A 23,552-nucleotide genomic window follows, 5' to 3' on the forward strand; every position below is an offset into this window, starting at 1 on the left:
TTTCGACCTACACCGGGAGCCCAACCCCATGGCTGAAATCCTTTCGCTGGCTGATGCGGTAAAGCAGTTCGTCAATGACGGCGATACCGTCGCGCTCGAAGGCTTTACCCACCTGATCCCTACAGCGGCAGGTCATGAAATCATCCGTCAGGGCAAGAAAGACCTGACGCTGGTGCGCATGACGCCCGACCTGATCTACGACCAACTGATCGGGGCCGGCTGTGCGCGCAAGTTGATTTTTTCCTGGGGCGGCAACCCGGGCGTAGGTTCCCTGCATCGCCTGCGGGATGCGGTGGAAAAGCAATGGCCGCAACCGTTGGAGATCGAAGAACACAGCCATGCGGACCTGGCCAACGCCTACGTGGCCGGCGCCTCCGGCCTGCCGTTCGCGGTGCTGCGGGCGTATGCCGGTTCTGACCTGCCCAAGGTCAACCCGCTGATCAAGACCGTGACCTGTCCCTTCACCGGCGAAGTGCTGGCGGCGGTGCCGTCGGTGCGCCCGGACATCACCGTGATCCATGCGCAAAAGGCCGACCGCAAGGGCAACGTGCTGTTGTGGGGGATTCTCGGGGTGCAGAAAGAGGCGGCATTGGCGGCCAAGCGTTGCATCGTCACTGTCGAAGAAATCGTCGACGACCTCAACGCCCCCATGAACGCCTGCGTGCTGCCGACCTGGGCCCTGACCGCCGTGTGCCATGTACCAGGGGGCGCGCACCCTTCCTACGCCCACGGTTACACCGAGCGTGACAATCGCTTTTATCAAGCCTGGGATCCGATCGCTCGGGACCGTGGGACGTTTACCGCATGGATCAATGAATACATCCATGGCACCGCTGACTTCAGTCAATTCCAGGCCAAACTGGCTGCCGCGCAGGAGGCCAAGTAATGACTTACTCGACCAATGAAATGATGACCGTCGCCGCCGCGCGCCGCCTGAAGAACGGTGCCGTGTGCTTCGTCGGCATCGGCCTGCCGTCCAAGGCCGCCAACCTGGCCCGCCTGACGTCGTCGCCGGATGTGGTGTTGATCTACGAGTCCGGCCCGATTGGCGCCAAGCCCTCGGTCCTGCCGCTGTCCATTGGCGACGGCGAGTTGGCGGAAACCGCCGACAGTGTCGTGCCCACGGGTGAGATTTTTCGCTACTGGCTGCAAGGCGGGCGCATTGACGTCGGTTTTCTCGGCGCAGCCCAGGTCGACCGCTTCGGCAATATCAACACCACGGTGGTCGGTGATTACCACCAACCCAAGGTGCGCCTGCCGGGTGCCGGTGGTGCGCCGGAGATTGCCGGCTCCGCCAAGAGCGTGTTGATCATCCTCAAACAGTCGTCCCGTTCGTTTGTCGACAAACTGGATTTCATCACCTCGGTCGGCCATGGCGAAGGCGGCGACTCGCGCAAGCGCCTCGGCCTGCCAGGCGCAGGCCCGGTCGGGATTATTACCGACCTGTGCATCATGGAGCCGGAGGAGGGCACCCACGAATTTGTGGTTACCGCCTTGCATCCCGGCGTGACCCGCGAGCAAGTGATTGCCGCCACCGGCTGGGCGATCCGCTTTGCCGAGCAGGTCAGCACCAGCGCCGAACCCACGCCAGTCGAACTGAACGCCTTGCGCGATCTTGAAGCCCGTACCGCCGCGGCCCATGGCCAAACCCCAGGAGAAGCCTGATGCGCGACGTGTTTATCTGTGATGCGATCCGCACCCCCATCGGCCGTTTCGGCGGTGGCCTGTCCACGGTGCGCGCCGATGACCTGGCGGCCCTGCCGATCAAGGCCCTGATGGCGCGCAACCCGTCGGTAGACTGGAGCGCGGTCGACGAAGTGTTCCTCGGCTGCGCCAACCAGTCCGGCGAAGACAACCGTAACGTGGCGCGCATGGCCGCGCTGCTGGCCGGCCTGCCGCCGAGCATTCCCGGAGTGACGGTCAACCGCTTGTGCGCCTCGGGCATGGACGCCATCGGCACCGCGTTCCGCGCCATTGCCAGTGGCGAAATGGAGCTGGCGATTGCCGGTGGTGTCGAGTCGATGTCCCGTGCACCGTTCGTGATGGGCAAGGCGGACGCCGCGTTCTCGCGCAACATGAAGCTGGAAGACACCACCATCGGCTGGCGCTTTATCAACCCGTTGATGAAGGCCCAGTACGGCGTGGATGCCATGCCGCAGACCGCTGATAACGTGGCAGATGACTACAACGTCTCGCGCGCCGACCAGGACGCCTTCGCCTTGCGTAGCCAGCAACGCACAGCCGTGGCCCAGGCCGCGGGGTTTTTCGCTGAAGAAATCGTCCCGGTACGGGTCGCCCATAAAAAAGGCGAGACCCTGGTGGAGCACGACGAACACCCGCGTGCCGACACCACCCTCGAAGCCCTGACCAAGCTCAAGCCGGTCAACGGCCCGGACAAGACCGTCACCGCCGGCAACGCTTCCGGGGTCAACGACGGCGCCGCCGCGTTGATTCTGGCCAGCGCGGACGCGGTGAAAAAGCACGGCCTGACCGCCCGCGCCCGGGTGTTGGGCATGGCCAGTGCCGGGGTCGAACCCCGGGTGATGGGCATCGGCCCGGTGCCAGCGGTGCGCAAGTTGGTAGAGCGCCTGGGCCTGGCGGTCAGCGACTTTGATGTGATCGAACTCAACGAAGCCTTCGCCAGCCAGGGTTTGGCGGTGCTGCGTGAGTTGGGCCTGGCGGACGACGCACCCCAGGTCAATCCCAACGGCGGCGCGATTGCCTTGGGTCATCCCCTGGGCATGAGCGGTGCGCGCCTGGTCTTGACGGCCCTGCATCAACTGGAAAAAACCGGCGGCAGCAAAGGCCTGGCGACCCTGTGTGTCGGCGTTGGCCAAGGCTTGGCGTTGGCCATCGAACGCGTTTGAGACCTACAAGAAAAAGAGGAATGCTCCATGAGTGACAAGCCCGGATACCGGCGCCCGCAAGCGGGTACTCAGCCTGATTACCTGCACCCGGCGTACCAGTCGACGAACCTGCGTTCGCCGTCCAAGCCGCTGGTGTTTTTGCCCCATTCGCTATCGGAAATCACCGGCCCGACCATCGGCGCCGAACGCATTGCCGAGCACGACAACGACCTGACCGCCCAGCACGAGGGCGAGCCCCAAGGCGAGCGCATCATCATTCACGGCCGGGTCCTGGATGAAAACGGCCTGCCTGTGCCGGGCATCCTGGTGGAGATCTGGCAGGCCAACGCCGCCGGTCGCTACAACCACAAGCGCGACCAGCACGACGCGCCCCTGGACCCGAACTTCACCGGCACCGGTCGCACCGTCACCGATGCCGATGGCTGGTACCAGTTCCAGACCATCAAGCCCGGCGCCTATCCGTGGGGCAATCACCACAACGCCTGGCGCCCGGCGCATATCCACTTCTCGCTGTTCGGCCCCAGTGTGCTGACGCGTCTGGTGACCCAGATGTACTTCCCCGGCGACCCGCTGCTGGCCTATGACCCGATCTACAACTGCGTGCCGGACACCTCGGCCAAGGAACGCCTGATCGCCCGTTTCGACCTGGAAAAGACCGTGCCGCACTATGCCCTCGGCTATCGCTGGGACATCGTCCTGCGCGGCCGCGACGCCACGCCGATGGAGAAATGACATGACCCTCAACGCAACCACGTCCCACACCGTCGGGCCGTACTACCACATCGGCCTGACCTGGTTGAACTGCGAAGACCTGGCGAATGCGGGCACCCTTGGCGAGCGTGTGGCCATCACCGGGCAGGTGGTGGATGGCAACGGCGAGGTGGTCAACGATGCCATGCTGGAAGTCTGGCAGGCCAACGCCGCCGGTAAATATGACCACCCCGAGGACGACCAGGACAAAGCCCTGGACCCCAATTTCGCAGGCTTTGGCCGGGTGCCGGTGGATGCGCAAGGGCGTTTCCGTTTCAGCACCATCAAGCCCGGTAGCGTGCCGGGCCTGAAGGGCACGACCCAGGCGCCGCATTTGGTGGTGCTGGTGTTTGCCCGTGGTTTGGTGAAGCACTTGCTGACGCGGATTTATTTCGACGGCGAAGCGGCCAATGGCGATGACCCGTTGCTGGCGTGTGTGCCGGCAGAGCGGCGCGGCACGTTGGTTGCCAAGGCGGATGCGTCGGGGGTGTATCAGTGGAATGTGGTGCTTCAGGGCACCGATGAAGAGACGGTGTTTTTCGATTATTGAGTTGCCTGTCAGGGTGCTGTCGCGGGCAAGCCCGCTCTCACAGTGGAATGCGATCACCTGTGGGAGCGGGCCTGCCTGCCATTCAAAGGTCTGCTTGCGGAACGAGGTTGTTGCAAAGTGTGTCTAGACTCTAACCCGTTCCCTACGAGTGAAAACAACATGACAACGTGTACCAGTCACTACACCGGAGAAGAACGCAGCAAACGGATTTTTGCGATTGTCGGGGCCTCTTCCGGCAACCTGGTCGAATGGTTCGACTTCTACGTCTATGCCTTCTGCGCGATCTATTTCGCTCCGGCGTTTTTCCCCTCCGACGACCCCACGGTGCAGCTGCTCAACACCGCTGGCGTGTTCGCCGCAGGCTTCTTGATGCGCCCCATCGGCGGGTGGCTGTTTGGCCGGGTCGCCGACAAGCACGGGCGCAAGAATTCGATGATGATTTCGGTGCTGATGATGTGCGCCGGTTCCTTGGTCATCGCCTTTCTACCGACCTACAAAGACATCGGCGCCTGGGCTCCGGCCCTGCTGCTGATGGCGCGGCTGTTCCAGGGCCTGTCGGTGGGTGGCGAGTACGGCACCACGGCGACCTACATGAGTGAAGTCGCGCTCAAGGGCCAGCGCGGCTTCTTCGCCTCGTTCCAGTACGTGACCCTGATTGGCGGGCAACTGCTGGCGGTGTCGGTGGTGGTGATCCTGCAACAACTGCTCACCGAGGACGAGCTGCGGGCCTGGGGCTGGCGCATTCCGTTTGTGATCGGGGCCGTGGCGGCGGTGATTTCGCTGTTGCTGCGCCGCTCCCTGAAAGAAACCACCAGCAAGGAAATGCGGGAAAACAAGGACGCCGGCAGTATTGCCGCGTTGTTCCGCGATCACAAGGCCGCGTTTATCACCGTGCTCGGCTACACCGCCGGCGGCTCGCTGATCTTCTACACCTTTACCACTTACATGCAGAAGTACCTGGTGAACACCGCCGGCATGCACGCCAAGACCGCCAGCTACATCATGACCGGCGCGCTGTTCCTCTATATGTGCATGCAGCCGCTGTTCGGCATGCTCTCGGACAAGATCGGCCGCCGTAACTCGATGCTCTGGTTTGGCGCGCTCGGGACCTTGTGCACAGTCCCGATCCTGCTGACCCTGAAAACCGTGACCAATCCGTTCCTGGCCTTTGTATTGATTACCCTGGCGCTGGCGATTGTGAGTTTCTACACCTCCATCAGTGGCCTGGTAAAAGCCGAAATGTTCCCGCCACAAGTGCGCGCCCTCGGTGTGGGCCTGGCCTATGCGGTGGCCAACGCGATCTTCGGTGGTTCGGCGGAATACGTGGCCCTGGGCCTGAAATCCATTGGCCTGGAAAACACCTTCTACTGGTACGTGACCGGCATGATGGCGATTGCGTTCCTGTTCAGCCTGCGCCTGCCGAAACAGGCTGAGTACTTGCACCACGACCTGTAAGGGATGACTTATGACACTGCGCACGAGCAACCAACTGTTCGATGCTTACTTCACCGCCGACAGCATGGCCGAAGTGTTCTGTGACCAGGGACGCTTGCAGGGCATGCTGGATGTCGAAGCCGCACTGGCCCGGGCGCAGGCGCGGGTCGGGTTGATTCCCCAGGCCGCCGTCGCGCCGATTGCCCAGGCATGCCTGGCCTCGTTGTACGACGTGGATGCCCTCGGCGCGGCGATTGCCACGGCGGGCAATTCGGCGATCCCGCTGGTCAAGGCCCTGGGCAAACTGATTGCCAGCGAGGACGCCGGCGCCGAGCGCTATGTGCATCTGGGCGCCACCAGCCAGGATGTGATGGACACCGGCCTGGTGCTGCAACTGCGGCGGGCGCTGGAACTGATCGACACGGACCTGGCCCGGCTGGGTGCGGTTCTCGCGGCCCAGGCGCAGCGCTATGCCGACGTGCCATTGGCCGGGCGTACCTGGTTGCAGCACGCAACGCCGGTCACCCTGGGGATGAAAATCGCCGGTTGGCTGGGGGCGGTGACGCGCAATCGCCAACGGTTGGTGGAGCTGCAGCCGCGCCTGCTGGTCCTGCAGTTCGGCGGCGCGTCCGGCACCTTGGCGGCACTGGGTGAACACGCCATGCCGGTGGCGCAAGCCCTGGCAGCGGAGTTGCAACTGACGCTGCCCGAACAACCCTGGCACACCCAGCGTGACCGTCTGGTGGAGTTCGCCAGCGTGCTGGGCCTGATCGCCGGCAGCCTGGGCAAGCTCGGGCGGGATATCAGCCTGCTGATGCAGACCGAAGCGGCGGAAGTGTTCGAGCCGTCAGCCCCAGGCAAGGGCGGCTCCTCGACCATGCCGCACAAGCGCAACCCGGTTGGCGCGGCGGTGTTGATCAGCGCTGCTACGCGGGTGCCGGGCTTGGTGGCGACGATGTTCAGCGCCATGCCCCAGGAGCACGAGCGCAGCCTGGGCCTGTGGCATGCCGAATGGGAAACCCTGCCCGAAATCTGCCGCCTGGTGTCCGGTGCCTTGCATCAGGCATTGCTGGTGAGTGAAGGCCTGGAAGTCGATGCACAACGCATGGGCCACAACCTCGACCTGACCCAGGGCCTGGTGCTGGCCGAGGCCGTCAGTAGCACATTGGCCCAGCGCCTGGGCCGTGAAACCGCCCATCACCTGCTGGAACAGTGTTGCAAACGCGCGGTCGCCGAGCAGCGCCATTTGCGCGCGGTATTGGCCGATGAGCCGCAAGTCACCGCCGAGCTGTCGGCGGTGGAATTGGATCGCCTGCTGGACCCGGCGCATTACCTGGGCCAGGCACAGACCTGGGTCAGCCGCGCCGTGGCTGAGCACTTTGCTTTTTCTGCCTGAGGAGGCTGCTGTGGGATTTGTACGACTCGCCGATGGCGAACTGAATTACCAACTGGAAGGCCCTGAAGGCGCGCCGGTACTGGTGTTGTCCAATTCACTGGGCACCGACCTGCATATGTGGGATACCCAGATGCCGGCCTTCACCGAGCATTTTCGGGTGCTGCGCCTGGACACCCGTGGCCACGGCAAATCCCTGGTCACCGAGGGCCCCTACAGCATTGAGCAACTGGGGCGTGACGTGCTGGCGTTGCTGGATGCGCTGGATATCCAGCGTGCGCATTTCTGCGGTTTGTCCATGGGCGGGTTGATTGGCCAGTGGCTGGGCATCAACGCCGGTGAGCGCTTGCTCAAGCTGGTGCTGTGCAACACGGCAGCCAAGATCGGCACTGCGGACATCTGGAACCCGCGGATCGAAATGGTCCTGCGCGAGGGCCAGGCGGCAATGGTCGGCTTGCGTGATGCGTCGGTTGCGCGTTGGTTTACTGCCGATTTTGCCCAGGCTCATCCCGCTCAGGCCAAGCGCATTACCGACATGCTCGCGGCCACATCGCCCCAAGGCTATGCCGCCAACTGTGGCGCGGTGCGCGATGCGGATCTGCGTGAGCAACTGGCGTCTATCAAGGTGCCGACGCTGGTGATTGCCGGTACTGAGGATGCCGTCACACCGCCGGCTGGCGGGCACTTTATTCAAGAGCGTGTCGCGGGCGCCGAGTATGCCGAGTTTTATGCGGCGCACTTGTCCAACGTACAGGCCGGGGCTGCGTTCAGCGAGCGGGTACTGGCGTTCTTGTTGGCGGGCTGATGGTCCAGGCGAGTAGCGCTTGTTGTGGCACAGTCATTAATGGTTGGTTTTAGGAGGTTTTGTGGACGAGAAACAACGTTACGCCGATGGGCTCAAGGTGCGGCGTGAAGTGCTGGGCGATGCCCATGTCGATCGCAGCCTCAATGCCTTGACCGAGTTCAACAGCGAGTTCCAGGAAATGATCACCCGCCATGCCTGGGGCGATATCTGGACCCGCCCGGGCTTGCCCCGGCACACCCGCAGCCTGATCACCATTGCCATGCTGATCGGTATGAACCGCAACGAAGAGCTCAAACTGCACCTGCGCGCCGCCGCCAGCAATGGCGTGACCCGTGCCGAGATCAAGGAAGTACTGATGCAGAGCGCGATCTACTGCGGGATCCCGGCGGCCAATGCGACGTTTCACCTGGCCGAGTCGGTGTGGGATGAGTTGGGGGTTGAGTCGCGGGATTGACGGCGATTTACCCCCGCCTGGAGCCGCTCACCCCTCGTCAGGCGGAAAGTAAGCATCCCGCCGCGCAGTACCCGTTTCTTCACGCAGTGCGTTTTCATTAAAGGGGTTGGGGTTGGTAGTCGTCGGGGGCGTCGACGGGTCGTTGTCAAAATCAAAGGCGGGGGCATTTGTCTCTACCCCGACGGCTTGGCGCTCCGGATTCGGTTCATCTGCGGTTTTGCCGGGTAAAAAGGTGCCATTGGCGCCGTTATAGGCGTGGGCCATTTCATGGTAGAGGCTGATGACCGGAGGCTCGCGGAAGATCAGGCCGGGATTGTTGTGTATCTTTGCCCCCGTGGCGACTGAGCCTTTGGTGTTGCCGTGTATGAATCCCAATTGGGGCGATTCTGCGAGCTCGTCATATTCTTTTAATTGTTTGTCGTGTTCTCTGGTGAAGTTGTTGGTGAATGTGTAGTTGGGGCGAACGGTAGTCTCTCGGATTGTTACGGGGGAACCGTTGCGCTCGGCGGCCCGGTCCAGTTCACTCAGCATTTTTTGTGCCGTTGGTGAGTTTCTGAAGAATTCAAGATCATCCTGGGTTTGTTGTTTGAATTTGCTTGAGCCCTCGATCTTGAACGCTTTATGACCCGCATTGCTGATGTTGACTTTTTTATATCGGGTGCCGGGGATACTGGTGACGAGGTCATATTTCTTGGCATAGATAGTATCGTTTGCATTGTATGAGTTGACACGATCCCGACCACGCCCTGTATAGAACACGGTCTGTGCATTTCCTGTCATCAAATCATCACCGGGGCCGCCATGCATGACATTCATCGGGCTTTCGCTGACCATCGTGTCGTTGCCGTTGCCGCCATCCATATAGCTGAATGTGCCTTCGCTGCCAGTCCCGGAGGACATAGTGTCGTTGCCGTTATTCCCATACATGACGGCTATTCCTGATCCGCCTTTCATTGTGTCATTGCCGTCATTCCCTTCGGCGTAGCCGTTGCCGCTGCCCAGCGTGATGTTGTCGTTCCCCGCTCCTCCGTAGACACGGGTATCACCACTGCCAAGGGCTTCAATCCGGTCTCGACCTTTACCGCCCTCGATCGTAATGGGGATCGTCACGCGCGGATCAACCCGAATGTGATCATCGCCGCCTTTTGACTTGATGTGCAGTTCTTCAGGGTAACTTTCGTGATTGTTGATTTTTAATGTGTAATGCCTGTCGTTGACTTGCAGCTGGACTTCATTGTTCGAAGATTGATTGACTTTTATAACGTCGGGCTTTTCACCTGTTTCGATTTTGATGACGTTGCTTCTGTTTGTGCGTTCATTGTCGTTGACCGTCTCCCAAGTGGTTTTGTGGGTGATTTTGATATGGTCGTCCTTATATAAAGGAGCAGAGTTTGTATAGGTTGGATATTTTTCTACGTAGTGTTGGTCTGGTGTTAGTTTTGATTTCGGTGTGAAAGTCGCATTTGAGTTTTGTAGCAGGGGAACTTCAATGGAAATGGGGTTTTGCAGGGCGTTAGCAGCCGGTGTTGGACTGAGTGCGGATGAGGAGAATACGTTTGGATACTGTGCAGGGGCTGAGATGGACATTGCATCGTCTCGCGATAGGGGGTTTGGAGATGAGTGGTTGGCCGCCTGAACAGGATTCCGCCGAACTTCAATACCGTTTTTTTCGGACCACACATGAACGCGTAGAACTTCGCGGTCGCGCACGGTTATGTATCATTGGCCTGCTTTAAAACAAGGAGTGTCAGGTATAGCGATCGCGCAGATTAAGTCCCATTTCTTTGCGTAAAGAGTTTTCCGTGAAGGGGGCGGGATTGGTGGCGGTCGGCGGGGTGAGCGGATCATGGTCAAAGTCGAATGGCTCGGCACCCGTCGGCAGACCGACAGCCTGTCGTTCAATATTGGGTGTGTCTTCGGGAGGTTCACCCGCGACCGGTTCCTCGGTCGTTCCGGGGAGGAAGGAACCCGTGGCGCCGTTATAGGCATGCACCATTTCATGGTAGAGATTTGTTATCGGAAAACCGCCTGATACAGGGGCGTCAAACGTACTGGAAGGGGAGTAGCGGACGACGCCATCGGTGATTGACGCGCCCTGTACCCCGTTGTGAACATAGCCTTTTACGGGGGCCTCAGGATCCAACTGATTCGGCTCTTGCTGGTTGAACGCGTAATCTGTCCTGTCTCTTTTTCCGCCATCCTGAAGGGTTACCGGTACTCCATTTCTGTCAGCGGCGGCGTCCATCTCGGCAAGCATTTTCTGGCCTGCCGGCGAGCTGCGTAAAAGCTCCAGGTCATCTTCGACGCGTTGTTTGAACTCTGCTGTGCCTTGGACGTTAAACCCTCTTTTACCGGCTTCACTGGGTGTGACTGCCCTTAACTTCGCGTGCGCAGAGTTCAGGAACCTGTCGCTGGGTTTTGCGTAGATAAGGTCGTCCCGATTGTTGGAGCGGATCGTGTCGTTACCTTTGCCGCTGTAAAAGGTGGTTCGATCGCGACCCAGCATCACATCGTCACCCCGACCGCCATTCATAATCGTGTGGCCGTTGCCGGCATACATTGTGTCTGAGCCGCTGCCGCCGTCCATGTGGCTTTTTTTGCTGGCTGCCCCAGGCCCCGCATACATCCAGTCGTTGCCGTTATTGCCGTACAGAATGGCGTTACCGGAGCCGCCTATCATCATGTCGCTACCCTCATTGCCTTCGGCATAGCCTGCACCGCTGCCCAACTGGAGAAAGTCGTTGCCGCTGCCTCCCAGCAGGCGGCTTGGACCACCTCCCGCCCTTACGTGATCATTGCCATCCCCCGCTTCAATCGTTACGTAAAGCATGACATCGGCATCGACCTTTATCTTGTCGTCGCCGCCGTTACTTTTAATCACGAGTTTTGTGGGGACTTCATCTTTCGCGTCTCTTGCGTCAAAGATGTATGACTTGCCATTGACCTCTACATTGAGTCGTCCGTCGGTGCGGTTACTGACATGAATAGTGTCTGAGGTATTACCTGTTTCAAGCGTCAGCTTATCGTCCAGCAGGGTGGGTTTATCCAGGTCATATTGCCGGGTGCGGATTGAATGCCGGGCAATCAGATTACCGTCATCGACCAGTATCGCTTCCTGTTCTTGCGATGGGCGAACGCGTCTAGCAGGCGGAGCAGGGCTTTCTCCAGTGTCCTGCGCCAAGGAGGGCGCTTGACGGCGCTCCCTCTTGGCGGGGGCGGGTGCCGAGTGTGTGGAAGGCTCAAGGGAAGGGAGGAGCAGACTGTGGTTCAGTGGCGCAATTGTGTTCATCAGAGAACCTTTCTATTCGAGATAGGGGGCTCTCTGTAGGTTGATGATTGGAATAAAAGGGTTCCGCCATACCGGCCGATGCTTTGTGTCCTGGCGTAATGAAATTTCCTCGCGCCCGCTGCACACGTCGCTAAATCGTCTGGGGTGTCGGTTAACGAAACACGGCTCTGTGGTCGGGTTGGATCATTGGGGGGCGGCGTCCCACACCCAGTCCCACATCCCCGGTAAGTGCACGGCTTGGCTGGCATCCTTCACCGTGCGCGCCAGGGCCCCGCGCTCCAGTGCCGAGCGGTCGGTGTAGAACGGTTCGGCAGCGGTCTTCAGGCCATTGGCCTGGGCGCTGTCCATCAGGATCTGCAGGTACTCCTGCAGATGCCGGGCGGTGTAGCGATTGATGTCGTGAAAGGTCACCACCACCGGGATCACCCCTTCTACAGTCGGCAGTTCGCCCAGGGCAATGCGTTCGCGCACCAGCGACAGCTGCCGCAGCAGGTTGGCCCGACGCCGTGGGCTGGCATTGAAGCCCCAGATCTTGCCGTCATTGGCGCTCAGGTCGGTCAGCAGAATCTGCATGCCGTGGCGCTGGTAGGCAGCGAAGGTGCGTTTGTCGTAATTCCAGAAGGGCGGGCGTATCAGGTTCGGCGCAGCGCCGGTGATCGAGGCGATAGTCGCGGCGCCCAGGCTCAAGGTCTGCGTCAGCTCTTCGTCGTTCAACAGCCGATGATTGCTATGCCAGCGCGTGGCGGTGTGAAACGCCAGGATATGGCCGGCGGCGTGCTCGCGCTCCATGGTCTTGCGCCCGCGCGGGCTGCCGCCAGAGCGCCAGGCCTCGGTCTGCAAAAAGAAGATCGCCTTGATCCCCGGTTGCACCGGGTTGTTGGCCAGGCTCTCGATGACCAAACGGCTAGGGTTGGCGTAGCCCGAGGCGCTGGGGCCGTCATCGAACGTCAGCAGGAAACGGATCGGGGCCTGGGCGTGCAGGCGCTGTTCGGTCTGGGGTGTCAATGCCACGGGCGCGCCGATGCAGGCGCTGAGGCTCAGTGCCAAAGCGAACACGGCGGCGGTGATGGCGAAGGATTTCATGGTATGGGCCGGGCTCTGACACAGATTGCGCCTAAGGAGAGGCCGCAACAGGCGGGCACCATACAGCAAGAATAACCGGGGTGATCATCTGGCTGACGAACTACAACGGCCGGCCATCTCTTCATTGAGGCTAAACGCTGGTGGGCCGGGGCGCTACTCGCGGCAAGTGGCCCCTTCAGCGCTGACACTGAAGGGGGGGCGGCAGCGGTCGGCAGGCCGACGGCCTGAAGTTTGCCGTTGGGCGTATCTCGCGCAGGTTTGTCGCCGGCCTGCTCCAGGGGGGGCCACCGCAGATATCCAGTGCTGGTACCCCTAGTCAGTGCGAGGCAGCCTACAGCAGGCTAAGGGGATAACTGACAATCAACCGATTCTCATCAAACTCATTGTTGTTGTAGTCGCGACGGATGCTGGAATTGCGCCAGCGCAGGGTCAGGCTTTTCAGGCTGCCGCTTTGCACGGTGTAGCCCACTTCGCTTTCCCGCCCCCATTCCTTGCCATCGCTGACGGTGGCGGTGTGCACGTTGCTGCCGCTGATGTAGCGGTTCATCAGGGTCAGGCCCGGCACGCCGAGTGCGGCGAAGTTGTAGTCGTGGCGCAGCTGCCAGGAGCGTTCTTCGGCGTTGTCATAGCTGGCATTGAAGCTGTCGTTGGCCAGGGTGCCGCCGCTGGTGCCATTGACCCGCATCCAGGCGCTGTTGCCATTGAGTTTTTGCAGGCCGACATAGAAGGTGTGGCCGCCGTACCTGGCCGAGAACAGGCCGGACCAGGTCCGGTTGTCCAGGTTGCCGGCACGGGCGCTGCCGTCGTCCTGGCCATAGAAGAAGCCGAGGTTGGCGCCCAGGGTCCAGTCGCCCACGGGCTGGCTGTGGGTCAGGTTGAGGTATTGCTGGCGGTAGATGTCCTTGAGCTGGGCATTCCACACGCCGACCTGGGTGCGCTTGTCGTTGAACGCATATTCGGCGCCCTGGAAGTTGAAGCGATCGGAGGTGAACGCGGTTTTACCGAACATCGACATGTCCGTCATGCTGCTGTCGTCCCGCGGGCTGTTGGCGCGGAACTGGCCGCCATACAGGGTCAGGCCGGCGATCTCTTTGGACGTGATCTGCCCGCCGCGCAGGGTTTGCGGCAGGGAGCGGCCATCGTCCGAACGCAGGATCGGCAGCACCGGCATCCACTCGCCGACTTTCAATTCGGTCTGGGAAATCCGTGCCTTGAACGCCACCCCCAGGCGGCCGAAGTTGTCGGCCGGTTTGCCATCGTGATCCAGGGGCAGCAATTGGGTGCCACCGGAGCCGCCGCCGCCATCGAGCTTTTGCGCGTACATGCCCAGCACATCCACCCCGAACCCCACGGTGCCCTGGGTGAAACCGGACTTGGCGTCGAGGATGAAACTCTGCGTCCACTCCTGCGCGCCGCCCTGGGCCTTGGTCGGGTTGGTGAAATTGCGGTTGAAGAAGAAATTGCGCAGGTTGAGGTTGGCGCTGGCATCTTCCAGAAAGCCGTGTTCCTCGGCGACGACTGGGAGGGCAAGGCTGGCGACAGCGGTAGCCAGCAATAGCCGGCGAGGGTGCAAGGTGCTCATGGCGTGGGACCTGTTGTTATTGGTGGTTTTCAGGTGCGGGCCATGGTGCGGGGCGTTGCCGGGGCGGTTCAATTGGGGGAGGGCGGGTTCTGGGCGGTGATCGAACGGAACTGTACGCCCATGAAAAAGCCCACCAAAAGGTGGGCTTCCTGTGTTGCTACGCCGATCAGAACAACTTGAGCTTCGGCGCTTCTTCTTTCACCGGCTCATTCTGCGCCGTCTGTTCGTTCCAACCGCCACCGAGGGCCTTGTACAAGGTCACTTCGCTGGTCAGTTGGGCCAGGCGGTCGGTGATCAGCGTTTGCTGGGCAGCGAATAGCTGGCGCTGGGCGTCGAGGAAGGTCAGGTTGCTATCAACCCCGATGCGGTAGCGACGCTCGGCCAGACGGTAGTAGTCCTGGTTGGCCGAGACGAAGTCACGCTGGGCCTGCAACTGTTGGTTGTAGGTCGCACGTGCCGCCAGGCCGTCGGAGACTTCCTGGAACGCGGTCTGGATCGACTTCTCGTAGGTCGCGACGTTGATCTCTTTCTGGATCTTCGAGTAGTCCAGGCTTGCGCGCAGGCTACCGGCGTTGAAGATCGGGATGTTGATCTGCGGTGCGAACGACCAGGTACCCGAGCCGCCCTTGAACAGGCCGCCGAGGTCCGGGCTCAAGGTCCCGGCATTGGCCGTCAGGCTGATGCTCGGGAAGAACGCAGCCCGTGCCGCGCCGATATTGGCGTTGGCAGCCTTGAGGTTGTGCTCGGCCTGGAGGATGTCGGGGCGACGTTGCAGCAGGTCTGAAGGCAGGCCGGCCGGTACTTCGCTCAACAGGTCGTCGGACAGCGGCTGAGTGACGAGATTCGCCGGCAGACCGGTGCCCAGCAGCAGGGTCAGGTTGTTTTCATCCTGGGCCACCTGGCGGGTGTAGCGGGCCAGTTGCACGCGGGCGCTTTCAACCGAGGTCCGCGCCTGGCTCAAGTCCAGGGCCGAGGCCACGCCGACTTCGTTGCTGCGCGAGGTGAGCTTGAAGCTCTGCTCGTAGGCGGCCAGGGTGTCCTGGGTCAGCTTCAGCAGTTCCTTGTCGGCCTGCCAGGTCAGGTAGGCATTGGCCACGCTGGCCACCAGGCTGATCTGCGTGCTGCGGCGTGCTTCTTCAGTGGCGAAGTACTTCTGCAACGCTTCTTCGCTCAGGCTGCGCACCCGGCCGAACAGGTCCAGTTCGTAGGCGTTGATCCCGAGGGTCGCCGAGTAGGAGCTGGTGATGTTCGATTCGCCGGTTTGCGAGGCCCGTGCCGGAACGCGCTGGCGGCTGCCGCTGCCATTGGCGCCGACGGCCGGGAACAGGTCGGCACGCTGGATGCGGTACTGCGCGGCAAAGGCGTCGATGTTCAGCGCGGCGACGCGCAGGTCACGGTTGTTGACCAACGCGACCTGAATCAGTTGCTGCAGGGCAGGGTCGTGGAAAAACTGCTTCCAGCCTTGCTCGGCCGCGGCCTGGCTCGGTGCCTGGGCCGACGAGTACGCCGGCCCCTGCGGGAACTGGGCGGCCACCGGCGCTTCAGGCTGCTGATAATCAGGGATCAGCGAGCAGCCACTGAGCACAAATGCCGTGACTGCCAGGGAGAGTAGCGACTTGCGCATTAGCCAGCCTCTTTAGGAGTATTCGGTGTATCGGACTTGTCAGTTTTTTTCCGGCTGCCAATGGCGGACACGGTCACGAAGAACAGTGGCACCCAGAAGATAGCCAGAACAGTGGCGGTGATCATACCGCCAATTACGCCGGTACCGATTGCGTGTTGGCTGCCCGAACCTGCACCCGAGGAGATCGCCAGCGGCAGTACGCCGAGGATGAACGCCATGGACGTCATGATGATCGGACGCAAACGCATGCGGGACGCCTCGATGGCCGCCTCGACGATGCCCTTGCCCTGTTCATGCAGCTCCTTGGCGAACTCGACGATCAGGATGGCGTTCTTCGAGGCCAGGCCCACGGTGACCAACAACCCCACCTGGAAGAACACGTCGTTGGACAGTCCTCGCAGGCTGGTGGCCATCAGTGCACCGATCACGCCCAGCGGTACTACCAGCACTACCGCAATCGGGATCGACCAGCTTTCGTACAACGCTGCCAGGCAAAGGAACACCACCAGCAACGACAGGGCATACAGCGCAGGTGCCTGGGAGCCGGACAAGCGTTCTTCATAGGACAGGCCGGTCCAGGCATAGCCCACACCTGCCGGCAATTGCTTGGCGATGCGTTCGACTTCCGCCATCGCATCACCGGTGCTGTAGCCAGGCGCCGGGGTACCGAGGACTTCCATCGCCGCTACACCGTTGTACCGCGACAGTTTCGGCGAACCGAAGATCCAGTTGCCAGAGGCAATTGCTGATAGTGGCACCATTTTTCCGTCGTTGGCTCGCACGAACCATTTGTTCAGGTCTTCAGGGGTCATCCGGCCAGCGGCCTCACCCTGGATGTAGACCTTCTTCACTCGACCGCGGTCGATGAAGTCATTGACGTAGCTGCCACCCAAGGCAATCGCCAGGGTCTGGTTGATGCTCGACAGGCTGATGCCCTGGGCACTGGCTTTCTCGTCGTCGATGGTCAGCTCGTACTGCGGCTCATCGTTGACGCCGTTGGGACGTACGCCGGCCAGGATCTTGCTCTGCGCGGCCATGCCGAGGAACTGGTTACGTGCGTTCATCAACGCTTCGTGACCCACACCGCCCTGGTCCTGCAGGAACACGTCGAAACCGGTGGCGTTACCCAACTCCAGTACCGATGGGGGCACGATGGCAAACACCATGGCGTCCTTGAAGGTCTGGAAGAAGTAGCCCTGGGCACGCTTGGCCACTTCGAACACCGACATGGATGCGTCGCGCTGGTCCCATGGCTTGAGCATGACGAATGCCAGGCCCGAGCTTTGGCCACGACCGGCAAAGTTGAAGCCGTTTACGGTAAATACCGATTGCACGGCCTTGCCTTCACCGGGCTCGCCTTCCTTGTCGTTCAACAGGAAAGCACGCATGTCGTCGATAACGGTCTGGGTGCGTTCGGCCGAAGAACCAACCGGCGTCTGTACCTGGGCGAAGATCACGCCCTGGTCTTCCTCGGGCAGGAACGCGCTTGGGATACGGGTGAACAGCCAGATCATGCCGGCGAAGATGATCAGGTACACCAGGAACGAAGGCGCCTTGTGCTTGATCATGTTGCCCACCCCGCGCTCGTAGCTCAGTACGCCACGGTCGAAGGTGCGGTTGAACCAGCCGAAGAAACCACGCTTGGGTTGGCCGTGTTTCTCGGGGTCGACCGGCTTGAGCATGGTGGCGCACAGGGCCGGGGTGAAGATCAGTGCAACCAGTACCGAAAGTGCCATCGCCGACACAATGGTGATGGAGAACTGTTTATAGATGACCCCCGTCGAGCCGCCAAAGAACGCCATCGGCAGCAGTACCGCCGAGAGTACCAGGGCAATACCTACCAGGGCGCCCTGGATCTGGTCCATGGACTTGACCGTTGCCTCTTTAGGCGACAGATGCTCCTCGGCCATCACCCGCTCGACGTTTTCCACTACCACGATCGCATCGTCCACCAGCAAGCCGATGGCCAGGATCATGCCGAACATGGTCAAGGTGTTGATAGTGAAGCCGAAGGCCGCGAGGATGCCGAACGTACCCAGCAATACCACCGGTACTGTCATGGTGGTGATGATGGTGGCGCGGAAGTTTTGCAGGAACAGGTACATCACCAGGAACACCAGGATGATCGCCTCGACCAGGGTATCGACTACCCCGGAAATCGACTCGGTCACCACTGGGGTGGTGTCATACGGAACCACGGCTTTCATGCCTGGCGGGAAGAACGGCTCCAGGGACGCGACCGTGGCACGGATGGCCTTGGCGGTGTCCAGGGCGTTGGCGCCCGAGGCCAGTTTGATCGCCATGCCGGAAGCCGGCTTGCCGTTGAACTGGGCACTGATGCTGTAGTTCTGGCCACCCAACTCGACACGGGCGACATCGCCCAGGCGCACCTGGGAGCCATCGCTGTTCACGCGCAGCAGGATCTTTTCAAACTGCTCGGCGCTTTGCAGACGGGTCTTGCCGATGATGGTGGCGTTCAACTGGGTGCCGGGCAGGGCTGGCAGGCCGCCCAACTGGCCGGTGGCCACCTGGACGTTCTGCGCCGCAATGGCACTGCTGACATCCACCGGGGTCATCTGGAAGTTGTTCAACTTGGCCGGATCCAGCCAGATACGCATGGCGTACTGGGAACCGAAGACCTGGAAGTCACCCACGCCAGACGTCCGCGAAATCGGATCCTGGATGTTGGAAACGATGTAGTTGGACAGGTCATCCTTGCTCATGGTGCCGTCTTCGGACACCAGGCCGATCACCATCAGGAAGTTCTTCACCGACTTGGTTACGCGGATCCCTTGTTGCTGCACTTCTTGCGGCAGCAATGGGGTCGCCAGGTTCAGCTTGTTCTGCACCTGAACCTGGGCGATGTCCGGGTTGGTACCCTGGTTGAACGTCGCGGTGATGGTCATGCTGCCGTCGGAGTTACTGTCCGAGGCCACATAACGCAGGTTGTCGATACCGTTGAGCTGCTGCTCGATCACCTGTACCACGGTGTCCTGCACGGTTTGTGCGGACGCGCCTGGGTAGGTCACCTGGATATCAATGGCGGTTGGCGCGATGGCCGGGTATTGGTTGATGGGCAACTTCAGGATCGACAGTGCCCCGACCAGCATGATCACCAGGGCAATTACCCAGGCGAAAATGGGACGGTCGATAAAAAATTTCGACATGTATTACTCCCCTTTGCCAGCGGCGGCGGCAGGAGCAGTACCGGCAGGCTTGGCGTTGGTGGCTTCCTTCGCGTCAACCGTGATGCCCGGCTTGATGAACTGCAAGCCTTCGGTGATCACACGGTCACCGGCATTCAGGCCCTTTTCCACCAGCCAGTAGGCGCCAGCGGTACGGTTGGCCACCAGCACGCGCTGTTCGACCTTGTTGTCGGCGGTCACGACCAGCGCAGTCGGGATGCCCCGGATGTCGCGGGTCACGCCTTGTTGTGGGGCGAGGATCGCCTTGCTGTTCACGCCGGCCTGCAATTGGGCGTGGACAAACATGCCCGGCAACAGGGTGTGATCAGGGTTGGGGAACACGGCGCGCAGGGTTACCGAACCGGTGGTCTGGTCGACCGACACTTCAGAGAATTCCAGCTTGCCCTGTTGCGCGTACTCGCTGCCGTCTTCCAGGGTCAGCTTGACCATGGCCGCGTTTTCACCGGATTTCTGCAGTTGGCCGCTTTCCAGGTCGCGACGCAGCTTCAGCATCTCGGCGGAGGATTGCGTGACGTCGACGTAGATCGGGTCCAGTTGCTGGATCACGGCCATGGCATCGGCCTGGCCATTGCTGACCAGCGCGCCTTCGGTGACCGAGGAACGCCCGATACGCCCGGAGATCGGGGCAAACACCTTGGTGTAGCGCACGTTGATCTGGGCGGTCTGCAGGTTGGCTTCGGAAGTCATGCGGTTGGATACGGCGGTGTCGTATTCCTGGCGGCTGACGGCCTGCTCGTTGACCAGTTGTTTGTAGCGGTCGGCAATCGACTTGGTCTGTTGCAGGTTGGCCTGGGCGCTTTTCAGGGTCGCCTCATACACCGACGGGTCGATCTGATAGAGCTGCTGGCCTTCCTTGACGTCGCCGCCTTCCTTGAACAGACGCTTGAGAATGATGCCATTGACCTGCGGGCGGACTTCCGCGATGCGGAATGCAGTGGTGCGGCCCGGCAATTCGGAGGTCAGGGTATAGGCTTGAGGTTGAATAGTGACCACGCCGACCTGAGGGGTTTGAGCGGGCGGAGCCGCTTCTTCCTTTTTACATCCGCTGAGCAGCGATGCCAGGGCGACGGCAGTGACCAGAGCGGTAACAGCTGGCTTAAGTTGCATGAAGATCCTCGGGTCAGGCGCGCTCGATGCGCACAAGAAGTGTGGAAGGGTAAAAAACAGGCAGTGAGTAGATAAGTAGCTTGCTAGGCAATATACTTACGTTCATGGTTGTTTGTAAACTCTTGACAGGCTTCGCGGATTCCTTGCAAGGCAGCGCTGAAAGCCTCGATTCTATTACGTTCGGCGCCCTTGACGGTGTCGTCCCATAATTATTCAGAAGGTGGTTATCAACCACCGCTCGTGTCCTGATTGAGGTGTTACTGCCATGGTTCGTCGTACCAAAGAGGAAGCTCAGGAAACGCGCAGCCAGATTCTTGAAGCTGCCGAGCAAGCCTTTTATGAGCGTGGCGTTGCCCGTACTACGCTGGCGGATATCGCGGCGCGGGCGGGCGTGACGCGAGGCGCGATCTATTGGCACTTCAGCAACAAGTCGGACCTGCTGCAGGCGCTGCTGGACACGCTGCACGAGCCCCTGGACGAATTGGCCAGGGCCAGTGAAAGCGAGGATGAGGTAGATCCGCTGGGCTGCATGCGCAAGCTGCTGATCCATCTTTTTCATCAGGTGGCCCTGGACCCGAAAACCCGGCGCATTAATGAGATCTTGTTCCATAAGTGCGAATTTACCGATGAAATGTGTGACATGCGCCGTCAGCGCCAGACCCACAGCCTTGAGTGCAACCTGCGCATTGGCCTGACACTGCGCAATGCAGTCCACCGCGGGCAACTTCCGGAAAACCTCGACACCGCTCGCGGGGCGGTGTGCATTCATGCCTACATCAACGGGCTTATTGGCCAGTGGCTACTGGTGCCAGACAGCTTTGAGCTGTATCAGCAGGCCGAGCGCCTGGTGGATATCGGGCTGGACATGCTGCGCTTGAGTCCCAGCCTGCACAATTGATACAAAATGCGTAATTGCGTTCGTTGGTGTCAACAGTAAAGCCTAAGGATGATCAATCGTCCTTCCGACTTATTTGTGGGGTGACGTTATATACGCGCTGGCCCCAGGTTGAAAGGTAGCCGGCTAAGTATTTTGTAGCGATATTGTTTCATTGCTGTGAAGGATTGTTACCGAATCTGTGGGAGCGGGCGCGGTGTTTTCAAGATCCAATAAAAAGCCCCGGCTCTTGCGAGCCGGGGCTTTTGCATTGTTGCGGGTCAGAGCGCCAGGGTCGGGTAGTCGATATAGCCGACCGGGCCTGGGCTGTAGAAGGTTTGTGGGTTCGCTTCGTTTAATGAAGCATCGGCCTTGAGACGGGCCGGCAGGTCCGGGTTGGCGATAAACGGCACGCCAAACGCCACCGCATCGGCCTTGCCCGAGGCCAGCCAGGCATTGGCGCTGTCCTTGGTGAAGCGTTCGTTGGCAATGTACGGACCGCCGAACGCGGCTTTCAATTGCGGGCCCAGGCTGTCGCCGGCTTCTTTCTCGCGGGCGCAGATAAAGGCGATGCCACGCTTGCCCAGTTCACGGGCGACGTAGGTGAAGGTTTCTGCCAGGTTGGCATCGCCCATGTCATGCAGGTCGGCCCGTGGCGACAGATGCATCCCCACGCGGCCGGCGCCCCAGACTTCGATCACCGCGTCAGTCACTTCCAGCAACAGTCGCGCGCGGTTTTCCAGGGAACCGCCGTATTCGTCGGTGCGCTGGTTGGTGCTGCTTTGCAGGAACTGGTCGAGCAGGTAGCCATTGGCGCCGTGCACTTCCACCCCGTCAAAACCGGCAGCCTTGGCGTTCTCGGCACCCACGCGATAGGCATCGACGATATCGGCGATTTCTGCGGTTTCCAGGGCTCGTGGGGTTGGGTAGTCGGCCAGCGGGCGCACCAGGCTGACGTGGCCGGCGGGCTGGATGGCGCTCGGGGCTACCGGGCTCTCGCCGTTCAGGTACGACGGGTGGGAGATCCGCCCCACGTGCCACAGTTGCAGGAAGATCTTGCCGCCGGCGCCGTGCACGGCCTTGGTGATGTTGGTCCAGCCGCGCACCTGGTCGTTGGACCAGATGCCTGGGGTGTTCGGGTAGCCCACGCCCATCGGCGTCACCGAAGTGGCTTCGCTGAGGATCAGGCCGGCAGACGCCCGCTGCACGTAGTATTCAGCCATCAGCGCATTGGGCACGCGACCGGCGTCGGCACGGCAGCGGGTCAGCGGTGCCATGATGATGCGGTTCGACAGCTGCACATCACCCAGTTTGATCGGATCGAAAATAGTCGTCATCGCAAATACTCGTCTGTTCTAAGTGATTAATGGGTAGCAGGGGCCAGGTCAGCATCGGCGCTCTGGCGGAAGGTGATCAGCGTGACCACCAGCGCCAGGATCGCCAGGGCCGCAGCCGCCAGCGGCACGCTGGTCAGGCCGAAACCGTGGGCAATCACACTGCCGCCGACCCAGGCGCCCAGGGCGTTGCCGATATTGAAAGCGCCGATATTGAGGGTCGACACCAGGTTGGGCGCGGCCTTGCCGAAGGTCACCACGTTGATCTGCAGTGCCGGTACGGCGGCAAACGACGCGGTGGCCCAGAGGAACAGGGTGATTTCGGTGGGGATGATGGCGACGCTGGTCCAGGTCAATGCGGTGGATACCACGGCCATGCTGATAAACACGCCAATCAGGGTCGCCGCCAGGCGTTTGTCCGCCAGTTTGCCGCCGATGATATTGCCCACAGTCAGGCCCAGGCCGATCAGCAGCAGGGTCCAGGTCACGCCTTTGGGCGAGACGCCGGTGACATCACCGAGCAGCGGCGCGACGTAGGTGAAGAGGGTGAACATCGACGCGGCAAACAGCGCGGTCATGCTCAGCGACAACCAGATCCCGGCACCCTTGAGGGCCGCCAGTTCGGCGCGCATATCGAGTTTCTCTTCATCACGCTTGGCCGGCAGGAAGCGGATCAGGCCGATCAGCGCGATCACACCAATCACCGTCACCGCCCAGAAGGTCGAGCGCCAGCCGGCTTCCTGGCCCAGCGCGGTGCCCAGGGGCACGCCGAGCACGTTGGCCAGGGTCAGGCCGGTGAACATCAGGGCCACGGCTGATGCGCGTTTGTTGGCTGGCACCAGGTTGGCGGCCACCACCGAGCCGATCCCAAAGAAGGCACCGTGGCACAACGCGGTGACTACCCGGGCAAACATCAACACGTTGTAGTCACTGGCCAGGGCGCAAAGCAGATTGCCGACGATGAAAATGCCCATCAACGCTACCAGTGCAGCCTTGCGCGGCAGTTTGGCGGTGGCCAGTGCCATGAAGGGTGCACCAATGGCCACGCCCAGGGCGTAGCCAGTCACCAGCCAGCCGGCGCCAGGAATCGACACACCAAGGTCGGCCGCCACATCGGGCAACAGGCCCATGATGACGAATTCGGTGGTGCCGATGGCGAAGGCGCTTAAGGCCAGTATGAGGAGCGAGAGAGGCATGCGG

The 23,552-nt window shown here is 61.1% G+C and carries 19 protein-coding genes; 10 read left to right on the forward strand and 9 right to left on the reverse strand.

Annotated features, from left to right (window positions below):
* Nucleotides 1-28 precede the first annotated feature (28 nt).
* The 9 genes from PSH73_RS05990 to pcaC all read left to right on the forward strand — a co-directional run bounded on the left by PSH73_RS05990 (nucleotide 29) and on the right by pcaC (nucleotide 8,253).
* Nucleotides 29-886, forward strand: a complete 858-nt coding sequence (locus tag PSH73_RS05990; protein ID WP_057439815.1) for a CoA transferase subunit A — start codon at nucleotides 29-31, stop codon at nucleotides 884-886.
* A complete protein-coding gene (locus PSH73_RS05995; RefSeq protein WP_057439814.1) occupies nucleotides 886-1,665 on the forward strand; it encodes a CoA-transferase subunit beta in 780 nt (259 codons plus the stop codon). The genes PSH73_RS05990 and PSH73_RS05995 overlap by 1 nt, the downstream gene beginning before the upstream one ends.
* The gene (pcaF, locus tag PSH73_RS06000) at nucleotides 1,662-2,867 is read left to right on the forward strand and encodes a 3-oxoadipyl-CoA thiolase (protein WP_169960733.1); all 1,206 of its coding nucleotides are present in this window, start codon (nucleotides 1,662-1,664) and stop codon (nucleotides 2,865-2,867) included. Before PSH73_RS05995 ends, pcaF begins: the two co-directional genes overlap by 4 nt.
* A 27-nt stretch (nucleotides 2,868-2,894) precedes the next feature.
* Nucleotides 2,895-3,599, forward strand: coding sequence for a protocatechuate 3,4-dioxygenase subunit beta (gene pcaH / locus PSH73_RS06005; RefSeq protein ID WP_057439810.1), 705 nt, complete (start codon nucleotides 2,895-2,897; stop codon nucleotides 3,597-3,599).
* Between the two features lies 1 nt (nucleotide 3,600).
* Nucleotides 3,601-4,167, forward strand: a complete 567-nt coding sequence (gene pcaG, locus PSH73_RS06010; RefSeq protein WP_057439808.1) for a protocatechuate 3,4-dioxygenase subunit alpha — start codon at nucleotides 3,601-3,603, stop codon at nucleotides 4,165-4,167.
* Nucleotides 4,168-4,326: 159 nt separating this feature from the next.
* The gene (locus PSH73_RS06015) at nucleotides 4,327-5,622 is read left to right on the forward strand and encodes an MFS family transporter (RefSeq protein WP_305462094.1); all 1,296 of its coding nucleotides are present in this window, start codon (nucleotides 4,327-4,329) and stop codon (nucleotides 5,620-5,622) included.
* A gap of 10 nt (nucleotides 5,623-5,632) precedes the next feature.
* The gene (locus PSH73_RS06020; protein WP_057439807.1) at nucleotides 5,633-6,997 is read left to right on the forward strand and encodes a 3-carboxy-cis,cis-muconate cycloisomerase; all 1,365 of its coding nucleotides are present in this window, start codon (nucleotides 5,633-5,635) and stop codon (nucleotides 6,995-6,997) included.
* Nucleotides 6,998-7,007: 10 nt separating this feature from the next.
* A complete protein-coding gene (gene pcaD, locus PSH73_RS06025; RefSeq protein ID WP_057958741.1) occupies nucleotides 7,008-7,799 on the forward strand; it encodes a 3-oxoadipate enol-lactonase in 792 nt (263 codons plus the stop codon).
* 61 nt (nucleotides 7,800-7,860) lie between these two features.
* On the forward strand, nucleotides 7,861-8,253 hold the full coding sequence (gene pcaC, locus PSH73_RS06030) for a 4-carboxymuconolactone decarboxylase (protein WP_057958742.1): 393 nt from the start codon (nucleotides 7,861-7,863) through the stop codon (nucleotides 8,251-8,253).
* Nucleotides 8,254-8,280: 27 nt separating this feature from the next.
* Here pcaC and PSH73_RS06035 read toward each other — a convergent pair whose 3' ends face one another.
* The 7 genes from PSH73_RS06035 to PSH73_RS06065 all read right to left on the reverse strand — a co-directional run bounded on the left by PSH73_RS06035 (nucleotide 8,281) and on the right by PSH73_RS06065 (nucleotide 20,144).
* Nucleotides 8,281-9,963, reverse strand: a complete 1,683-nt coding sequence (locus PSH73_RS06035) for a M91 family zinc metallopeptidase (RefSeq protein ID WP_152987921.1) — start codon at nucleotides 9,961-9,963, stop codon at nucleotides 8,281-8,283.
* A 37-nt stretch (nucleotides 9,964-10,000) separates the two neighbouring features.
* Nucleotides 10,001-11,542, reverse strand: coding sequence for a M91 family zinc metallopeptidase (locus PSH73_RS06040; RefSeq protein ID WP_057958744.1), 1,542 nt, complete (start codon nucleotides 11,540-11,542; stop codon nucleotides 10,001-10,003).
* Nucleotides 11,543-11,725: 183 nt separating this feature from the next.
* Nucleotides 11,726-12,625 (reverse strand): polysaccharide deacetylase family protein, encoded by a 900-nt coding sequence (locus tag PSH73_RS06045; protein WP_057958745.1) that lies wholly within the window; start codon nucleotides 12,623-12,625, stop codon nucleotides 11,726-11,728.
* A gap of 331 nt (nucleotides 12,626-12,956) precedes the next feature.
* Nucleotides 12,957-14,207, reverse strand: a complete 1,251-nt coding sequence (locus tag PSH73_RS06050) for an OprD family porin (RefSeq protein ID WP_305462098.1) — start codon at nucleotides 14,205-14,207, stop codon at nucleotides 12,957-12,959.
* Between the two features lie 166 nt (nucleotides 14,208-14,373).
* Nucleotides 14,374-15,831: an AdeC/AdeK/OprM family multidrug efflux complex outer membrane factor gene (adeC, locus tag PSH73_RS06055; RefSeq protein WP_057958747.1), complete on the reverse strand. Its 1,458-nt coding sequence runs from the start codon at nucleotides 15,829-15,831 to the stop codon at nucleotides 14,374-14,376.
* Nucleotides 15,831-18,998 carry an efflux RND transporter permease subunit gene (locus PSH73_RS06060; RefSeq protein WP_057958748.1) on the reverse strand — a complete coding sequence of 1,056 codons (3,168 nt, stop codon included), beginning with the start codon at nucleotides 18,996-18,998 and terminating at the stop codon, nucleotides 15,831-15,833. Before PSH73_RS06060 ends, adeC begins: the two co-directional genes overlap by 1 nt.
* A gap of 3 nt (nucleotides 18,999-19,001) precedes the next feature.
* The gene (locus PSH73_RS06065; protein WP_057439798.1) at nucleotides 19,002-20,144 is read right to left on the reverse strand and encodes an efflux RND transporter periplasmic adaptor subunit; all 1,143 of its coding nucleotides are present in this window, start codon (nucleotides 20,142-20,144) and stop codon (nucleotides 19,002-19,004) included.
* Between the two features lie 265 nt (nucleotides 20,145-20,409).
* Between PSH73_RS06065 and PSH73_RS06070 the strand changes: the two genes are divergently transcribed.
* Nucleotides 20,410-21,042 carry a TetR family transcriptional regulator gene (locus PSH73_RS06070; RefSeq protein ID WP_057439796.1) on the forward strand — a complete coding sequence of 211 codons (633 nt, stop codon included), beginning with the start codon at nucleotides 20,410-20,412 and terminating at the stop codon, nucleotides 21,040-21,042.
* A gap of 257 nt (nucleotides 21,043-21,299) precedes the next feature.
* Here PSH73_RS06070 and PSH73_RS06075 read toward each other — a convergent pair whose 3' ends face one another.
* Both PSH73_RS06075 and PSH73_RS06080 read right to left on the reverse strand, forming a co-directional pair.
* Entirely contained in the window at nucleotides 21,300-22,355 is a 1,056-nt protein-coding gene (locus PSH73_RS06075) for an alkene reductase (protein ID WP_057439794.1), read from the reverse strand.
* A 26-nt stretch (nucleotides 22,356-22,381) separates the two neighbouring features.
* Nucleotides 22,382-23,548, reverse strand: a complete 1,167-nt coding sequence (locus PSH73_RS06080; protein WP_057958749.1) for an MFS transporter — start codon at nucleotides 23,546-23,548, stop codon at nucleotides 22,382-22,384.
* Between the last annotated feature and the right edge of the window lie 4 nt (nucleotides 23,549-23,552).

The sequence above is a fragment of the Pseudomonas sp. FP2294 genome (assembly GCF_030687625.1).
In the GTDB taxonomy this organism is placed as follows: domain Bacteria; phylum Pseudomonadota; class Gammaproteobacteria; order Pseudomonadales; family Pseudomonadaceae; genus Aquipseudomonas; species Aquipseudomonas shahriarae.

Bases quoted from the DNA above. Each gene is read 5' to 3' on its own strand.
- PSH73_RS05990 (WP_057439815.1), top strand. From the start codon at position 29: ATGGCTGAAATCCTTTCGCTGGCTGATGCGGTAAAGCAGTTCGTCAAT.
- PSH73_RS05995 (WP_057439814.1), top strand. From the start codon at position 886: ATGACTTACTCGACCAATGAAATGATGACCGTCGCCGCCGCGCGCCGC.
- pcaH (WP_057439810.1), top strand. From the start codon at position 2,895: ATGAGTGACAAGCCCGGATACCGGCGCCCGCAAGCGGGTACTCAGCCT.
- pcaG (WP_057439808.1), top strand. From the start codon at position 3,601: ATGACCCTCAACGCAACCACGTCCCACACCGTCGGGCCGTACTACCAC.
- PSH73_RS06015 (WP_305462094.1), top strand. From the start codon at position 4,327: ATGACAACGTGTACCAGTCACTACACCGGAGAAGAACGCAGCAAACGG.
- PSH73_RS06020 (WP_057439807.1), top strand. From the start codon at position 5,633: ATGACACTGCGCACGAGCAACCAACTGTTCGATGCTTACTTCACCGCC.
- PSH73_RS06040 (WP_057958744.1), bottom strand. From the start codon at position 11,542: ATGAACACAATTGCGCCACTGAACCACAGTCTGCTCCTCCCTTCCCTT.
- PSH73_RS06045 (WP_057958745.1), bottom strand. From the start codon at position 12,625: ATGAAATCCTTCGCCATCACCGCCGCCGTGTTCGCTTTGGCACTGAGC.
- PSH73_RS06050 (WP_305462098.1), bottom strand. From the start codon at position 14,207: ATGAGCACCTTGCACCCTCGCCGGCTATTGCTGGCTACCGCTGTCGCC.
- adeC (WP_057958747.1), bottom strand. From the start codon at position 15,831: ATGCGCAAGTCGCTACTCTCCCTGGCAGTCACGGCATTTGTGCTCAGT.
- PSH73_RS06060 (WP_057958748.1), bottom strand. From the start codon at position 18,998: ATGTCGAAATTTTTTATCGACCGTCCCATTTTCGCCTGGGTAATTGCC.
- PSH73_RS06065 (WP_057439798.1), bottom strand. From the start codon at position 20,144: ATGCAACTTAAGCCAGCTGTTACCGCTCTGGTCACTGCCGTCGCCCTG.
- PSH73_RS06070 (WP_057439796.1), top strand. From the start codon at position 20,410: ATGGTTCGTCGTACCAAAGAGGAAGCTCAGGAAACGCGCAGCCAGATT.
- PSH73_RS06075 (WP_057439794.1), bottom strand. From the start codon at position 22,355: ATGACGACTATTTTCGATCCGATCAAACTGGGTGATGTGCAGCTGTCG.
- PSH73_RS06080 (WP_057958749.1), bottom strand. From the start codon at position 23,548: ATGCCTCTCTCGCTCCTCATACTGGCCTTAAGCGCCTTCGCCATCGGC.